We start from the raw sequence: 13747 nt of genomic DNA on the forward strand, positions 1-13747 counted from the left end.
CCGGACGCTCCGGCGGCCTGCCGGGGCGGCCAGAGCGACTGTGAGGCCATGACACGTGACTGAGATTCCGCGCGGCACGCTCCAGGAGCAGACCTTCTACGAGCAGGTCGGCGGCGAGGACACCTTCCGGCGTCTGGTGCGCCGGTTCTACGAGGGTGTCGCCGAGGATCCGCTGCTGCGGCCGATGTACCCCGAGGAGGACCTGGGCCCGGCCGAGGAGCGGCTCACCCTCTTCCTGATGCAGTACTGGGGCGGCCCGCGCACGTACAGCGACAACCGGGGACACCCGCGGCTGAGGATGCGGCACGCACCGTTCGCGGTCGACCGCGCGGCGCACGACGCCTGGCTGAAACACATGCGGGTGGCCGTGGACGAGCTCGGCCTGTCCGAGGAACACGAGCGCACCCTGTGGAACTACCTCACCTACGCCGCGGCCTCGATGGTGAACACGGCGGACTGAGGCCGCAGCGGGCCGCGAGCGGCGGGGTCCGAGCACACGACGGTCCGCGAACACCGGCAGCACGGCGGACCGGCAGCACGGCGGACCGACCCGAACGAGTCCGTAGAGCCCGGGCGTTCCCCGCCCACATACCGGCCCCCGCTGCCCGGATTCCGGTCACAGTCGGGCAATTTCTGCCCACAGGCGGTTTCCCCGGCCCCCTGCCTCTGTAAGCATCGCGCTGTCAGGGGCCAGGGGGACAGGGGATCGAGTGACAGGCTTCGGCTTCATCTTTCTGCGCGCACGCGCACACGGTCTGCTGCTCGTCGCCGCGCTGCTCGCGGTGCTCCTGACCACCTCGGTGCTCGCCACGCTCGCCGCGTTCTCCGGTGCCATCGGCGACGCGGCGCTGCGGCACTCGCTCACCACTCGCTCCGCGGCGCCCGCCTCGCTGCAGGTCTCCGCGGACGTACCGCCGGAAGCGCTCGAGAAGGCCGAACGGACCGTCGCCCAGGGGGCGTCACGCACCTTCGACGGGCTTCCCGTGAAGGTGCGCACGCTGCAGCGTTCCGGCCCGTACGCCCTCCCCCGGTCCGCCGTACGGGCACCCGGCAGCGAGCCGGACCTCACGCATCTCGCCGCGCTCGACCGCTCCCGGATCCGGCTCGTCTCCGGGGAGTTGCCGCAGGCCGGGACGGACGGACCGGTCCAGGTGGCGCTGCCCGAAGCGGCCGCCGCCCAGCTGAAGTTGCGCCCGGGCGGCGGAACGGTGACGCTCACCGACCGGCTCGACGGACCGAAGCTCGAGGTCCGGGTGACCGGCGTGTACCGGCCGGCCGATCCGGACGACGCGTACTGGCAGGTGGACGAGCTGGGCGGCCGCGGGGTGCGCCGGCTCGACTTCACCACGTACGGCCCGCTGCTCACCGATCCGGCGGCGCTCGCCTCCGGCCGCGTCAGCAGCGACCGCACGTCCTGGCTCGCCACCGCCGACTTCGGCGCGCTCACCACGGACCGGATCGACGCGCTGCGCGAGGCGGCCGCCCGCGGAACCGCACGGCTCGGCAAGGATCCGGCGCTCGCGGGCGCCACGGCCGAGACCGCGCTGCCCGATGTGCTCGACCGTGCCGAGCGCGCCCTGTCGGTGTCCCGCTCGACCTTGCTCATCGTCGCCCTGCAGCTGGTGCTGCTCGCCGGATACGCGCTGCTCCTCGTCGCCGGTCTGCTCATCCGCGAGCGCGGGGGCGAGACGGAGGTGCTGCTCGCCCGCGGCGGCTCCCGACGACGCATCGCGGCGCTGGCGGCGGCCGAGTCGCTGCTGCTCGCCCTGCCCGCCGCGGCCGTCGCGCCGCTGCTCGCCGGGCCGTTGACCGAACTGCTCGCCGGTCAGGGCGCGTTGGACCGGATCGGGCTGCGCATCGACACCTCGCTGACGTGGTCCGTGCGGCTGGTCGGCGTGCTCGTCGCGCTCGGCTGCGCGCTGGCCGTGGCGGCTCCCTCGCTCTCCGCCGCGGGTTCGCCGCGCCGCGCCGTACGCGCCAAGTCGCTGCCTGCTCCGCTGCGGGCTGGCGCGGACGCCGGGCTCGTGGTGATCGCCGCGGTGGCGTACTGGCAGTTGGACCGGCAGACGTCGGGGGCGGGGGGCGGCGAAGCCTCGTCGGGTGTCGATCCGCTGCTTGTCGCCGCGCCCGCGCTCGCCCTGCTCGCCGGCACCGTGCTCACCCTGCGCCTGCTGCCGCCCGCCGCCCGGCTCGGTGAACGGCGGGCGGCGAAGGGCCGCGGTCTGCCCGCCGCCCTGGCCGCCTGGCAGCTCAGCCGGCGCCCGCTGCGGGGCGCGGGGCCGGTGCTCCTGCTCGTCCTCGCGGTGGCGATGGGCATGCTGGCGATCGGTCAGGGCGCCTCCTGGGACCGCTCGCAGGAGGACCAGGCGGACTTCCGGGCCGGCACCGAGATCCGCGTACTGAGCAGCCGTGCCGCGCAGTTGGAGCAGGGCGGGATCTACGGATCGGCCGACGGGGTGCGCTCGGCGGCGCCCGGCGCCCGCTCCTCCATGGAGCTGTCGCAGAACCGCTCCGCGACGGTGCTCGCGCTCGACACCCGGGGCGCCGCCGCCGGGATGCTGATCCGGGACGATCTGGCGAGCCCCGGCGAGCTGGCCGGCGCACTGGCCGACAAGCGGTCGCACTCCCCCGGGATCGCGCTGCCCGAAGGCACCCGGCGGCTCGAGTTCGACGCGCGCACGTCGGTGACCGGCGAGGGCCGCAGCCGTACGGGCGACGCCGCGCTGACCGCGTCCCTCGAGGACCGGCACGGCACCACGCACCAGCTGCGGCTCGGCGATCTGCCGGTCGACGGCCGCACCCGCACCCTGTCCGCGGACATCGGTACGGGCGATGTGCCGGGGCGGCTGCGGCTGACCGGAATCGATCTCTCCGTGCCGCTGCCGCGCGGGCCGAGCGAGAAGCACCGGCTCACGGTCTCGGGTCTTCGCGCCGCGACCGAGCCGGGCGGCAGGGCCGAAGACATGGCGCCGCCCGAGGACTTCGCCTGGAAGTCGAAGGCCGTCACCTCCTCCAACGCGTCCGGAGCGGCGCAGCGTGCCGCCGAGGATCTGCGTACGGCCACCGGCTCGGACCGGCTGGCAGCGGTCACGTACACCACCGGTTCCGTACGCCCGGAGGATCCGAGCTGGGAGGTCCCGCGCCGGCAGGTGCACATCGGGGCCGAGCGGGAGAAGGCGGAGCGGCCGGCCGCGGTCGCGACGACCCGCTTCCTGGAGTCGAGCGGGGCGAAGGTGGGTGCCACCGTCGAGGTGCCGCTCGGCAGCCGTACGGTGCCCGTCGAGGTCGTCAAGGGCGTGGACAGCCTGCCGACCATGGCGGCGGACAGCGAGAGAGACGCCGGCGGGGACGGCGGCGGACTGCTCCTCGACCTCCGTTCGGTGAACGAAGCCCTGGTGGCCGAGGGCGAGTTGGGCATCGCGCCCACCGAGTGGTGGCTGCACACGGCGCCGGGCGACGCGGACCGTGTCGCCGCCGAGCTGCGCGAACGCCCCGACACGGACCCCGAACAGGTCCAGGTCCGCTCCGAGATCGCGGACGAGCTGCGCGACGACCCGCTCGGCGCAGGACCGCAGTCGGCGCTGCTCGCGGTGGCGGTGGCCGCCGCCGCACTGGCCGCGGTCGGCTTCGCGGTCAGTGCGGCGGGGTCGCTGCGGGAACGGGCCCAGGAATTCGGGGTGTTGCGGGCGCTCGGCACTCCGCCGGGACGCCTGGCCCGGCTGATCGCCGTCGAACAGGGCCTGCTCGTCTCCCTCGCGCTGCTCGTCGGCGTGGCCCTCGGCGCCCTGCTCACCCGGGCGGTGGTGCCACTGATCGTGCTCACCCCGGACGCCGCACAGCCCGTGCCGTCGGTCCTGGTGGAGCTGCCCGTCGGGCGCATGGTGGCGCTCCTGGTGGGCGTGGCGGCCGTACCGCTCCTGATCGTGGCCGGCCTGGCGCTGCGCCGGGGCGATCCCGCGGTGTCCCTGCGTCACGAAGGGGGCCGCTGACATGCGCCCGCACTCCGTCGCCCCGTGGGTCCGCACCCGGCTGCGCGCCGCGCCCCTGCCGGCGGTCGCGCTGTTCCTGCTCGTGCTCGTCACCGCTTTCCTCGCGGCCGCCTTTCCGCGCGGTACGGACACCTACGAGAGCTCGGCGCTGCGGGACACCCTGGATTCGGCGGGCGCGGCGCGCACCACGTTCGAGCTGTCCACGGACGCCGCGAGTACCCAGCTCGACCGCGAGGCCCGTGAACGGGACCTGCGGCCCGCGCAGGTACGGGAGCGGCTGCCGAAAATCGCGGCGATCATCCCCGCACCGCTGTCGCCGGACCGTTCCCAGACGGCGTACGGCGCCGAGACGTTCCGTCCGAAGGAGTCGCCCGACCCGGAACTGCCCCGTCCGCAGGGCCTCGCACCGCGTTTCACCGTCAACGCGCAGGACGAGACCGGCAAGCACAGTCGGCTGCGGGACGGCCGGCTGCCGGAGGGCGACGGCGTCAGCTCGCGCAGCGACCGCGTCGAGGCGGCGGTCACCGCGGAGACCGCTCGCACCCTGAACCTGAAGGTCGGTTCGGTGGTCCACCTGCCGGACCTACGGGCTGAGGAGGTCGCCTTCGAGATCACCGGCATCGTGGAACCTCGGCAGCCGAAGGGCAGTTGGTGGTCGTACGAGCCGGTTCTGCGCACCCCTGAACTGACCGCGGAGCCGGGCGGAAATCCGCCCAAGCACTACTGGCACGCCGCGCTCCTGATCGCGCCCGAGGCGGGTCCCGTTCTCGCCCGTATCGAGCAGACTCCGCAGATCTACTGGCGGCTGCCACCGCTGACCGCCGAGCTCACCGCACAGGACGAGCCGGCGCTGCGCGAGCGCGTCGCCTCGCTCGAACACGGTCCGCTTCTCGCGGAGTTGCGCACCGTCGTCAACGACAGTGCGCGCCTGGGCTCCGACATCGATGTGAGTCTCGAGGAGTTCCGCGACCGCCGCGGCGCGGTGACACCGATCGTCGCGGTCGCCGCCTTCGGCATCGGTGCCGTCGCGTTCGTCGTCCTGCTGATGACGGCCGAACTCGCCGTCGCCCGCCGCGACAGCGAACTGGCCCTGCTCCGTGCGCGCGGCGGCTCGTTGCGCGGCATCGCGGGGCGGCTCGGCGCGGAGACCGCGGTGGTCGTCCTGCCGGCGGCGGCCGTCGGACTGCTGCTCGCGATGGTGGCGGTGCCTCAGGGGCGTGCCGGGCCGAGCGTGATCGGGGCTGCCGCGGTCGCCCTGTGTGCGGTGCTCGCGCTGCCGGTACGGGCCGTTGTCGCGCACCGCCGGCCCCGTACCCACCAGGGGCGGCCGGATCTGGTCACCGCACGGCCGTCCCGGCGGCGTACGGTCGCCGAACTGACGCTGCTGGTGCTCGCCGGGTTCGCGGTGGTCGCCCTGCGGCAGCGCGGGACGAAGTCCGGGTCCGGGTCCGCCGATCAGCTGGTCAGTGCCGCGCCGGTGCTGCTCGCAGTGATCGCCGCGCTGCTGCTGGTACGGCTCTACCCGCCGGTGCTGCGGTTCGTGGCGCGGCCGTCCGCGCGGCGTCGTGGCCTGGTGGGGTTCGTGGCGCTCGCCCGGGCGGGGCGGGTCAGGGGCACTCAGGTGCTGCCGCTGCTCGCGCTGCTCACCGCGCTGGCGACGGCCGCGTTCGGCGGCTCGGTGCTCGCCGGGGCCGACGGGGCCCGGGATCGCGCGGCGCTGCTCGCGGTCGGCGCGGATGTGCGGGTGAGCGGTCCGGGAACTCCGCTGCCGGGCGAACTCACCACCGAACTCAGCGAGGTGCCGGGGCTGGACGAGGTCGCCGCCGTGCACGTCGACCCCAATCTCGACCTTCCGGACGGCTCCGGCGCGACCCTGATCGCCGTCACCCCCGACACGTACGCGCGGGTCAGCAGGGACGCCGGGCTGGGCGCCTTCGCCGCGGACGAGCTCGCGGCGCCCCGTTCGGGTGCGCTGCCGGCGCTCGCCTCGCCCGGTGTGGCCAAGCGCCTCGGCTCCGGGAAGCACAGCTTCCGGATGCCTGCCGGGGAGTTCACGGCCCGGGTGACGGGAGTGCGGGACGGCACGCCTGCCGCTCCCGTCGGGGAGTTCCTCCTCATCGACGGCCGTCAGCTTCCGTATCTCACCAACTCGGTGCTTCTGTGCAGTGGTTCGGGCATCGACACGGCCGCGCTGCGGCGCACGGTGCGCGATGCCGGCGGGAACAACGGCGTGGAGGTGCGCGCGGAGCAGCGCGCCCGGCTGTCCGACTCACCGCTGCAGTCCGGAGCGGAGCGCATGTACACGGCGGCCGTCCTGGCCGGTGCGGGGTACGCGGTGCTCGCCGTACTGCTGTCGCTGCTGCAGGCCGCGCCCGAACGCACCGCGCTGCTCGCCAGGTTGCGCACCATGGGCCTCGGCCGGCGGCAGGCCCGCGGCCTGCTGGTACTCGAATCGCTGCCGCAGTCGCTGCTGGCGGCCTGCGGCGGCGCCCTCGTCGGCTGGTCGGCGATCGCCCTGCTCTCTCCCGGGATCGATCTGGAACGTCTCGCCCTGACGGCAGCCTCCGGCTTCGACGACCTAGCCACCGCCCGCCTGCGTACGGATCCCTGGTCACTGCTGGCACCGGCCGGCGCGGTCCTGTGCCTGGCCGTCGCCGTCTCGCTCGCGCAGGCGTGGTGGACGGCCCGCCGCACGGCGGCGACGGAACTGCGGGCGGGTGATGCGGGGTGACGACTCGGGTGCGGAGGGACGCACGGTCGTGGCCCGGAGCTCGGGCTGGAAGCCGCGGCCACCCGGCCAAGGGACCTCAACTGCGCTTCGGCCGCCCCGTTCACCGACGGAGAAGAAGGGAAACGACGTGAAGAACCCGACCGCCACGACGAACGGCTCCGCCGAGGCCTCCGGCACGACGAACGCCTCCACCGCGACCACCCTCGGCGACCTCGAGCGGCGGGCCGCCGCGGACCGGGACCGTCCCGTGTACGGCCGGGACGCCCTCATCTCCTGTGACCGTCTGGTCCGTGTCTTCACTACCGACGGGGTGGAGGTGCAGGCCCTGCAGGGCCTCGATCTCCTGGTCGCCGAAGGCGAGTTGATGGCGCTGGTCGGCGCCTCGGGCAGCGGCAAGTCGACACTCATGAACGTACTGGCCGGGCTCGACGTGCCCACCGCGGGCCGGGCGTCGGTCGCGGGCCACGACCTGCTGGCCATGGGCGCGAAGGAACGACTCCGGTACCGCCGCGAGGCGGTCGGCTTCGTCTGGCAGCAGACCGCCCGCAATCTGCTCCCGTACCTCACCGGCATCCAGAACGTCGCCCTGCCCATGCAACTGCGCGGCACCCGTACGTCCACGTCCGAACGCGGCGCCCGCGCGGGGGAGCTGCTCGAACTGCTCGGTGTCGCCGACTGCCGTGACCGCCGGCCGCACCAGCTCTCGGGCGGTCAGCAGCAACGAGTCGCGATCGCCGTGGCGTTGGCCAACGAACCGGCCGTACTGCTCGCCGACGAGCCCACCGGCGAACTGGACTCGGCCACCGCGAAGGACATTTTCGCCGCCTTCCGTACAGCGAACGAGGAGCTCGGCACCACCATCGTCATCGTCACCCACGACCAGGCCGTCGCCGACCAGGTCCGCCGCACCGTCGCCATCCGCGACGGCCGCACCTCGACCGAGGTGCTGCGCCGCACCCAGGTGGACGCCGCCACCGGCGAGGAGTCGGTGGTGGCCCGCGAGTACGCCATGCTCGACCGCGCAGGGCGCCTGCAGCTCCCCGCGGATTACACCGAGGCCCTCACGATGCGGGAGCGGGTCCTCCTGGAGCTCGAATCCGACCACATCGGCATCTGGCCCGACGACACCCGGGACTCACCGGACGCTTGAGGACTCGAGGACTCGAGGGACGGCTGAGGACTCGAGGACTCGAGGGACGGCTGAGGACTCGAGGGACGGCTGAGGACTCGAGGGACGCTTGAGGACTCGACGACTCACGTGCCCGCGCCCGGGCCGGTCGACGGCGCAGACCGTCGACGCGCGGTCCGGTCAAACGCCGTGTGCAGTCCGGGCTTTCGGGTCCCCCGAGGTTGCCCAGCGCCCGCTGCCGGTTCGCCCCCAGCCCGTCCGGGACTTCAGACTCGGGGCAGGGCGGAGTCCGAGAAACGGTGAAAGCGCGAGGTCAGCGGCATCATCCCCATACGGAGGCCTCACCCCCGAGGCATGACTCCCAATCCCCCACCGGGCCCGGAAGCCCGCACCACCACGGCCCCGTACGGAGTCCGCAACCGCAGCCACGCACCGGCAGCCCAGAGACTCAACTCACCGGCCCCGGCGCCGGGTTCGTCCCGGAGGAAACCCAGAACCCGAGCCGCGTGCGCAGCCCGCACGGGCAGCTCCGTATCCCCCACCGGCCGGGACCACACCTCTGTCCCGATCCGATCGAGCTCTCCCCGCGTCCGCTTCGCGGGCTCCAACTCCTCGACCCGCGCCCGGAATTCCGCCACCGCGGCCCGCACGGACCGCAGCACCCCCGCGGGGGAAGGCAGCCCCGGCACCCGCTCCCAGCCGCCCTTCGGCGGCAGAACACCCGCCCACGGCGGCCCGGTGACGGCGGACGGCACCACCGCGGTCGCGGCGCCCTCGTCGACCGACTCGAGCAACTCCCCGGCGGAGACCGTCACATCGACCTCCACCGCACGCTCCCCCGCGAACTCCGCGAGCCTCGCGGTCCGCACCGCGAGCACCTCGAAGGACGCCGGCCGCCCGAACACGGCGAGCGCGCCGCCCCCCGCCTGAAGACGGACGGCGGCGGCCTTGTCGTAGTGGATCAGCCGGGCCAGGAAGGCGGCGACATCCGCCGCCTCCCCCGCATCGGCGAACCGCACCGGCGGCATCGACGCCGTCATGCGGCAAGCGCCTCCGGCGTCCCGCCGTCGCGGTACTCCTCGAGGAACTTCCGCTCCTCCGCGCTGATCCGCCGCGGCACCTGCGCCTCGAGGTTGAACGGCACGACGATCGTCTCGGCCCGGACGTACACCTGGTCCGGGTCCTTGATCTCGTACGCGATCGTCAGCGAGGCCGCGCCGATCTTGGTCACCCACGACTCGACGGTCACCGGCTCGTGCCGGTGCACCAACGGCCGTACGTAGTCGATCTCGTGCCGGGCCACCACGGACCCGCCCGAGAAGGACGGCGACCCGTCCCCCGGCGCCAGCCGGAACATGAAGTCGATACGCGCCTCCTCCAAGTACCGGAGAAAGACCACGTTGTTGACGTGCCCGAAGGCGTCCATGTCCGACCAGCGCAAGGGGCAGGAGTAGATGTGACGCACGTTCAGCCCCGGGTCAGCTTCTTGTAGGTGGCACGGTGCGGACGCGCGGCGTCCGGGCCGAGCCGCTCGATCTTGTTCTTCTCGTACGACTCGAAGTTGCCCTCGAACCAGAACCACTTGGAGTTGCCCTCGTACGCCAGGATGTGCGTGGCGACGCGGTCCAGGAACCAGCGATCGTGGGAGACGACCACCGCGGCGCCCGGGAACTCGAGGAGCGCGTTCTCCAGCGAGGACAAGGTCTCGACGTCCAGGTCGTTGGTCGGTTCGTCGAGGAGCAGCAGGTTGCCGCCCTGCTTGAGGGTGAGCGCCAGGTTCAGCCGGTTGCGCTCACCGCCGGAGAGGACTCCGGCCGGCTTCTGCTGGTCCGGGCCCTTGAAGCCGAACGCGGAGACGTACGCCCGCGAGGGCATCTCGACCTGGCCGACGTTGATGTAGTCCAGCTCGTCCGAGACGACGGCCCACAGCGTCTTCTTGGGGTCGATATTCCCGCGGGACTGGTCGACGTAGGAGATCTTGACCGAGTCGCCGACCTTGATCTCGCCGGAGTCCGGCGTCTCGAAGCCCTGGATCATCTTGAACAGCGTGGTCTTGCCCGCGCCGTTCGGACCGATGACGCCCACGATGCCGTTGCGCGGCAGGGTGAAGGACAGGTCGTCGATGAGCAGCTTGTCGCCGAAGCCCTTGCTGAGGTTGTTGACCTCGACCACGAGACTGCCCAGGCGCGGGCCCGGCGGGATCTGGATCTCCTCGAAGTCCAGCTTCCGCATCTTGTCGGCCTCGGCCGCCATCTCCTCGTACCGCGCGAGGCGGGCCTTGGACTTGGCCTGCCGGCCCTTGGCGTTGGAGCGGACCCAGTCCAGCTCCTCCTTGAGCCGCTTGGCGCGCTTGACGTCCTTTTGGCCCTCGACCTTGAGACGTGCCTGCTTGCTCTCCAGGTACGTGGAGTAGTTGCCCTCGTAGCCGATGGCGCGGCCGCGGTCGAGCTCGAGGATCCAGCCCGCGACGTTGTCCAGGAAGTACCGGTCGTGGGTGATGGCGACGACGGTGCCGGCGTACTTGGCGAGGTGCGCCTCCAGCCACTGGACGGACTCGGCGTCCAGGTGGTTGGTGGGCTCGTCGAGGAGCAGCAGGTCGGGCGCTTCGAGCAGCAGCTTGCACAGCGCGACGCGACGCTTCTCGCCACCGGAGAGGTTGACGACCGGCCAGTCGCCGGGCGGGCAGCCGAGCGCGTCCATGGCCTGCTCGAGCTGGGCGTCGAGGTCCCAGGCGTTCGCGTGGTCGAGCTCCTCCTGGAGCTTGCCCATCTCTTCCATGAGCTCGTCGGTGTAGTCGGTCGCCATCTGCTCGGCGATCTCATTGAACCGGTCGAGCTTGCCCTTGGTCTCGGCGACGCCCTCCTGGACGTTCTCCAGGACCGTCTTCTCCTCGTCCAGCGGCGGCTCCTGCAGCAGGATGCCGACGCTGTATCCCGGGGCGAGGAACGCGTCACCGTTCGACGGCTGCTCGAGACCAGCCATGATCTTCAGCACCGTCGACTTACCGGCGCCGTTCGGGCCCACGACGCCGATCTTCGCGCCGGGCAGGAAGCTCAGCGTGACATCGTCAAGGATGACCTTGTCGCCGTGCGCCTTGCGCGTCTTGCGCATCGTGTAGATGTACTCAGCCAAGAGAAACCGTCCGGCAGTGAACTGACAGTGGACATGGTGCGACTCCGCCGCTGACCTGCGGACCCGCCGCCGCCCCGAGGGGCGGGCAGGTCCGCCGCGTCAAGGCAGATAGACCCATCTTGCCTGACAGCCACCCCACGGGGGAAACCAGTAGGGCCCGAGGGCCACCCTCCGACCCTCCCCGCGTCCGCCGGTGACGGTCAAGTCACCTACTGTGACCGCCTGCAGCGCACGGACCCGCACCGGCCCGCGCGGGCGCCGCCGGCCTCGCCCGGAGCGCCCCCGCCGGGGTCAGCCGTCCGTTCCGCTGCCGCCTTCGTCGAGTTGGCCGTCGCCGCTGCGGTCCGCCGCCGAGGTCCCGGTGTCGGTCTCCTCTTCCTGCTTGCGGCGCAGCAGGAAGACGACGGCTCCGCCGACCAGGAGCAGCGCCACCGCGATGCCGCCTATCAACGGCGTCGCGTTCGACCCGCCGGTCTCCGCGAGGTCCTCGTCCGCGCCGGACAGCGCCGTGCCGCCGGCCGAGGCCGGGCTCGGTTCCGAGGCGGGCTCGATGTCGCCGGCGCCGCTCCCGGACACGGTCAGACAGTCGAGTACGCCGGTGAAACGCTTCTGGATTCCGTGCGGACCGGTGACGGTGAAGTCGTAGGCCTGGTCCTCCTGCAGCGGGACGGTGACCGTCTCCGTCTCGCCGGCACCGATCGTGTACGTCTCGTCCATCAGCTCGAACGTGAACGCCTCGTCACCCGGATTGCTCGCGGTGATGTCCACGCCCCCCGCCGCGCAGTTCTCCCGCGCGTTGACGGCCGGTATCGCGCCCGCGTCCGCCCAGTTCGCGGTGGCCTCGGCGGACACCGTCGACACACTGGCGCCGGCGAGTATCTGCGTCTGGCTGCGGGTGCCCGAGGCGAAGGCGCGGCCGGCCGGCACCTTGGTGGAGGCCTGCACCTGCAGCGCCGCAGATCCGGCCGATCCGCCTGAGGGGACGTCGAAGTAGAGCTGCCCGCCGTCCCGGGCCGTTGCGACCGGCTTCCCCGCCTTGTCCACGACCCGTACGCCGTTGGCCGCGGCGTCGCCCGCGGGTGCCACGTCCACGCTCGCCACGTCCGTGTGCACCGTGACCGGGCCGAGCCGCTCTCCTGGCCGGCCCGAAACGGCAGGCGGGTCGAGCGTCAGGGACGCCTTGGGCTCGGGCAGCTTGCGGGCGGTCTTCTCCAGGTAGTCGGCGAGCTTCTCGGCGTGCGGGTCGACGGCCTTGACGTCGGCCTGGTCCGAGTAGCGCCAGATCGCCACCTGCGTGCCGGCGGCCGCGGTCTGCTCCGTGAGGCTGCCCGAACCGGACTTCTCGGCGAGCGCCGCCAGGTCGTTCACCTGCGGGTAGGAGTTCCGCACGATCCAGCGGATCTTGCCGGCGTCCGCGTTGGCCCCGAGCGACGTCCCGGACCAGGGCGTCTCCTGGTACTCGGCGTCCTTCTGCGTCGGGCTCTGCATGTCCACGCAGTACGTGCGCAGAGTGCCGCCGTCGTCCACGGCCATCTCGAAGAGCCCGGCAGGCACCCGGCGTTCCACGCCGCCCTCGACCACCGTCGCCTGGCCGTACGTCTTCAGGCCGTCGAGGGTCGCCGTCGCTCCCCCTTGGCGCTGCGGCTCACCGTCGGCCGCGGCCGCCCCGGTGGTCGCCGAGAGCACAAGGCCTCCGGCGAGCAGCGCCGTGACGGCCGGACGTATGGAGCGACGTCGTCCCGTACGGGACGACGTAAGCGCGAAATACACAGAATTCCCCTCAAGGCAGGACCTGTTCACTTCGTTCACCGGGGGCGAGGTCCCGTCGGCAGAACAGCTGGCCCGTGAGCTACGCCCGGCATCCTAAGGACGTCCGACCTCTCCCGACGCAGTGATCTCATCCGACAACAGATCCGAATCGGAATCGTTATCGCCTACGGCGTCACAAGGCCGGAGAGTCGACAAATCCATGCCACCCAGGGGTTTCTGACCTTCCGCCACCGACCCCACCACGCCGACCTCACGCCCGCACGTCGACCGTCTCGACCTCGAACAGGGCCTGCGGCAGCTCGCCGGTCCCCTCCCCCGAGGGCGGCACGGGCCGCAATCGCCCCGCTCCGTCCGGCAGATCCGGCTGCGGCCCGGTGGCCCCCGAACGCGGCACCCGCTGCTGACCCGCCCCTTGCGCTTCCCGGATCTCCCGCTCATCGGGCGCGAACACCGGATCGGACTCCGGCACCGAGGGGACGTGCGGCCCCACATGCCCCGCACTGTCCGCCATCATCGTCGGCCGGCCCCTGGGCGACCGGCGGAAGGCGGCCGTACCGCGGGAGAGATCGTGACCGATGGCGACCGCCTCGACGTCGGCCGACATCCAGCGCCGTCCCTCCCGCTCCTCGTGGCGCACCTTCAACCGCCCCTGCACCACCAGTGGTTCGCCCAACGCCACCGAAGCCACCACGTTCGCCCCGAGGTTCCGCCAGGCCCACACCGTGAAGAAGTTGGTGTGCCCGTCCGCCCACAGGCCACGCCCGCGGTCCCAGCGCCGGGATGTCGCCGCGAGCCGGAAACGGACCACCGAACCCGACCCGGTCTCGCGGTACACCGGCGTCGTGGCCACATTTCCCATCAAGGTCACCAGCGTCTCGTTCATCTCGCCCCTCCCCACTGCCCGCACCCCCGCGGGCCACATGCGCCCGCCGAAGGGGCGCGACAGGCGTACGGGCCCGTCCCGTACGGCTGCTGTCGTCGACTCGCGTCTCAGAC

The 13747-nt window shown here is 72.5% G+C and carries 9 protein-coding genes; 4 read left to right on the plus strand and 5 right to left on the minus strand.

The window, feature by feature from the left end:
- Positions 1–55: 55 nt before the first annotated feature.
- The 4 genes from DSC45_RS05920 to DSC45_RS05935 all read left to right on the plus strand — a co-directional run bounded on the left by DSC45_RS05920 (position 56) and on the right by DSC45_RS05935 (position 7870).
- A complete protein-coding gene (locus DSC45_RS05920) occupies positions 56–460 on the plus strand; it encodes a globin (RefSeq protein WP_119287829.1) in 405 nt (134 codons plus the stop codon).
- Between the two features lie 250 nt (positions 461–710).
- Entirely contained in the window at positions 711–3989 is a 3279-nt protein-coding gene (locus DSC45_RS05925) for an FtsX-like permease family protein (protein WP_240434489.1), read from the plus strand.
- Between the two features lies 1 nt (position 3990).
- Positions 3991–6720, plus strand: coding sequence for an FtsX-like permease family protein (locus DSC45_RS05930; RefSeq protein ID WP_119287830.1), 2730 nt, complete (start codon positions 3991–3993; stop codon positions 6718–6720).
- Between the two features lie 127 nt (positions 6721–6847).
- The gene (locus DSC45_RS05935; RefSeq protein WP_119287832.1) at positions 6848–7870 is read left to right on the plus strand and encodes an ABC transporter ATP-binding protein; all 1023 of its coding nucleotides are present in this window, start codon (positions 6848–6850) and stop codon (positions 7868–7870) included.
- A 320-nt stretch (positions 7871–8190) separates the two neighbouring features.
- Here the strand turns inward: DSC45_RS05935 and DSC45_RS05940 are convergent, their stop codons facing one another.
- The 5 genes from DSC45_RS05940 to DSC45_RS05960 all read right to left on the minus strand — a co-directional run bounded on the left by DSC45_RS05940 (position 8191) and on the right by DSC45_RS05960 (position 13634).
- A complete protein-coding gene (locus DSC45_RS05940) occupies positions 8191–8889 on the minus strand; it encodes a DUF8010 domain-containing protein (RefSeq protein ID WP_240434490.1) in 699 nt (232 codons plus the stop codon).
- Positions 8886–9314 (minus strand): acyl-CoA thioesterase, encoded by a 429-nt coding sequence (locus tag DSC45_RS05945; protein ID WP_162929144.1) that lies wholly within the window; start codon positions 9312–9314, stop codon positions 8886–8888. The genes DSC45_RS05940 and DSC45_RS05945 overlap by 4 nt, the downstream gene beginning before the upstream one ends.
- A 2-nt stretch (positions 9315–9316) precedes the next feature.
- Positions 9317–10981 (minus strand): energy-dependent translational throttle protein EttA, encoded by a 1665-nt coding sequence (ettA, locus tag DSC45_RS05950; protein ID WP_119287835.1) that lies wholly within the window; start codon positions 10979–10981, stop codon positions 9317–9319.
- Positions 10982–11272: 291 nt separating this feature from the next.
- The gene (locus DSC45_RS05955) at positions 11273–12706 is read right to left on the minus strand and encodes a Cys-Gln thioester bond-forming surface protein (RefSeq protein ID WP_119288391.1); all 1434 of its coding nucleotides are present in this window, start codon (positions 12704–12706) and stop codon (positions 11273–11275) included.
- Between the two features lie 295 nt (positions 12707–13001).
- Positions 13002–13634: a single-stranded DNA-binding protein gene (locus DSC45_RS05960; RefSeq protein WP_119287837.1), complete on the minus strand. Its 633-nt coding sequence runs from the start codon at positions 13632–13634 to the stop codon at positions 13002–13004.
- Between the last annotated feature and the right edge of the window lie 113 nt (positions 13635–13747).

This window comes from Streptomyces sp. YIM 130001, from assembly GCF_003574445.1.
Classification (GTDB): domain Bacteria; phylum Actinomycetota; class Actinomycetes; order Streptomycetales; family Streptomycetaceae; genus Streptomyces.

Excerpts from the sequence above, each read along its gene's own strand:
- DSC45_RS05930 (WP_119287830.1), top strand. The coding sequence starts at position 3,991 with ATGCGCCCGCACTCCGTCGCCCCGTGGGTCCGCACCCGGCTGCGCGCC.
- DSC45_RS05940 (WP_240434490.1), bottom strand. The coding sequence starts at position 8,889 with ATGACGGCGTCGATGCCGCCGGTGCGGTTCGCCGATGCGGGGGAGGCG.
- DSC45_RS05960 (WP_119287837.1), bottom strand. The coding sequence starts at position 13,634 with ATGAACGAGACGCTGGTGACCTTGATGGGAAATGTGGCCACGACGCCG.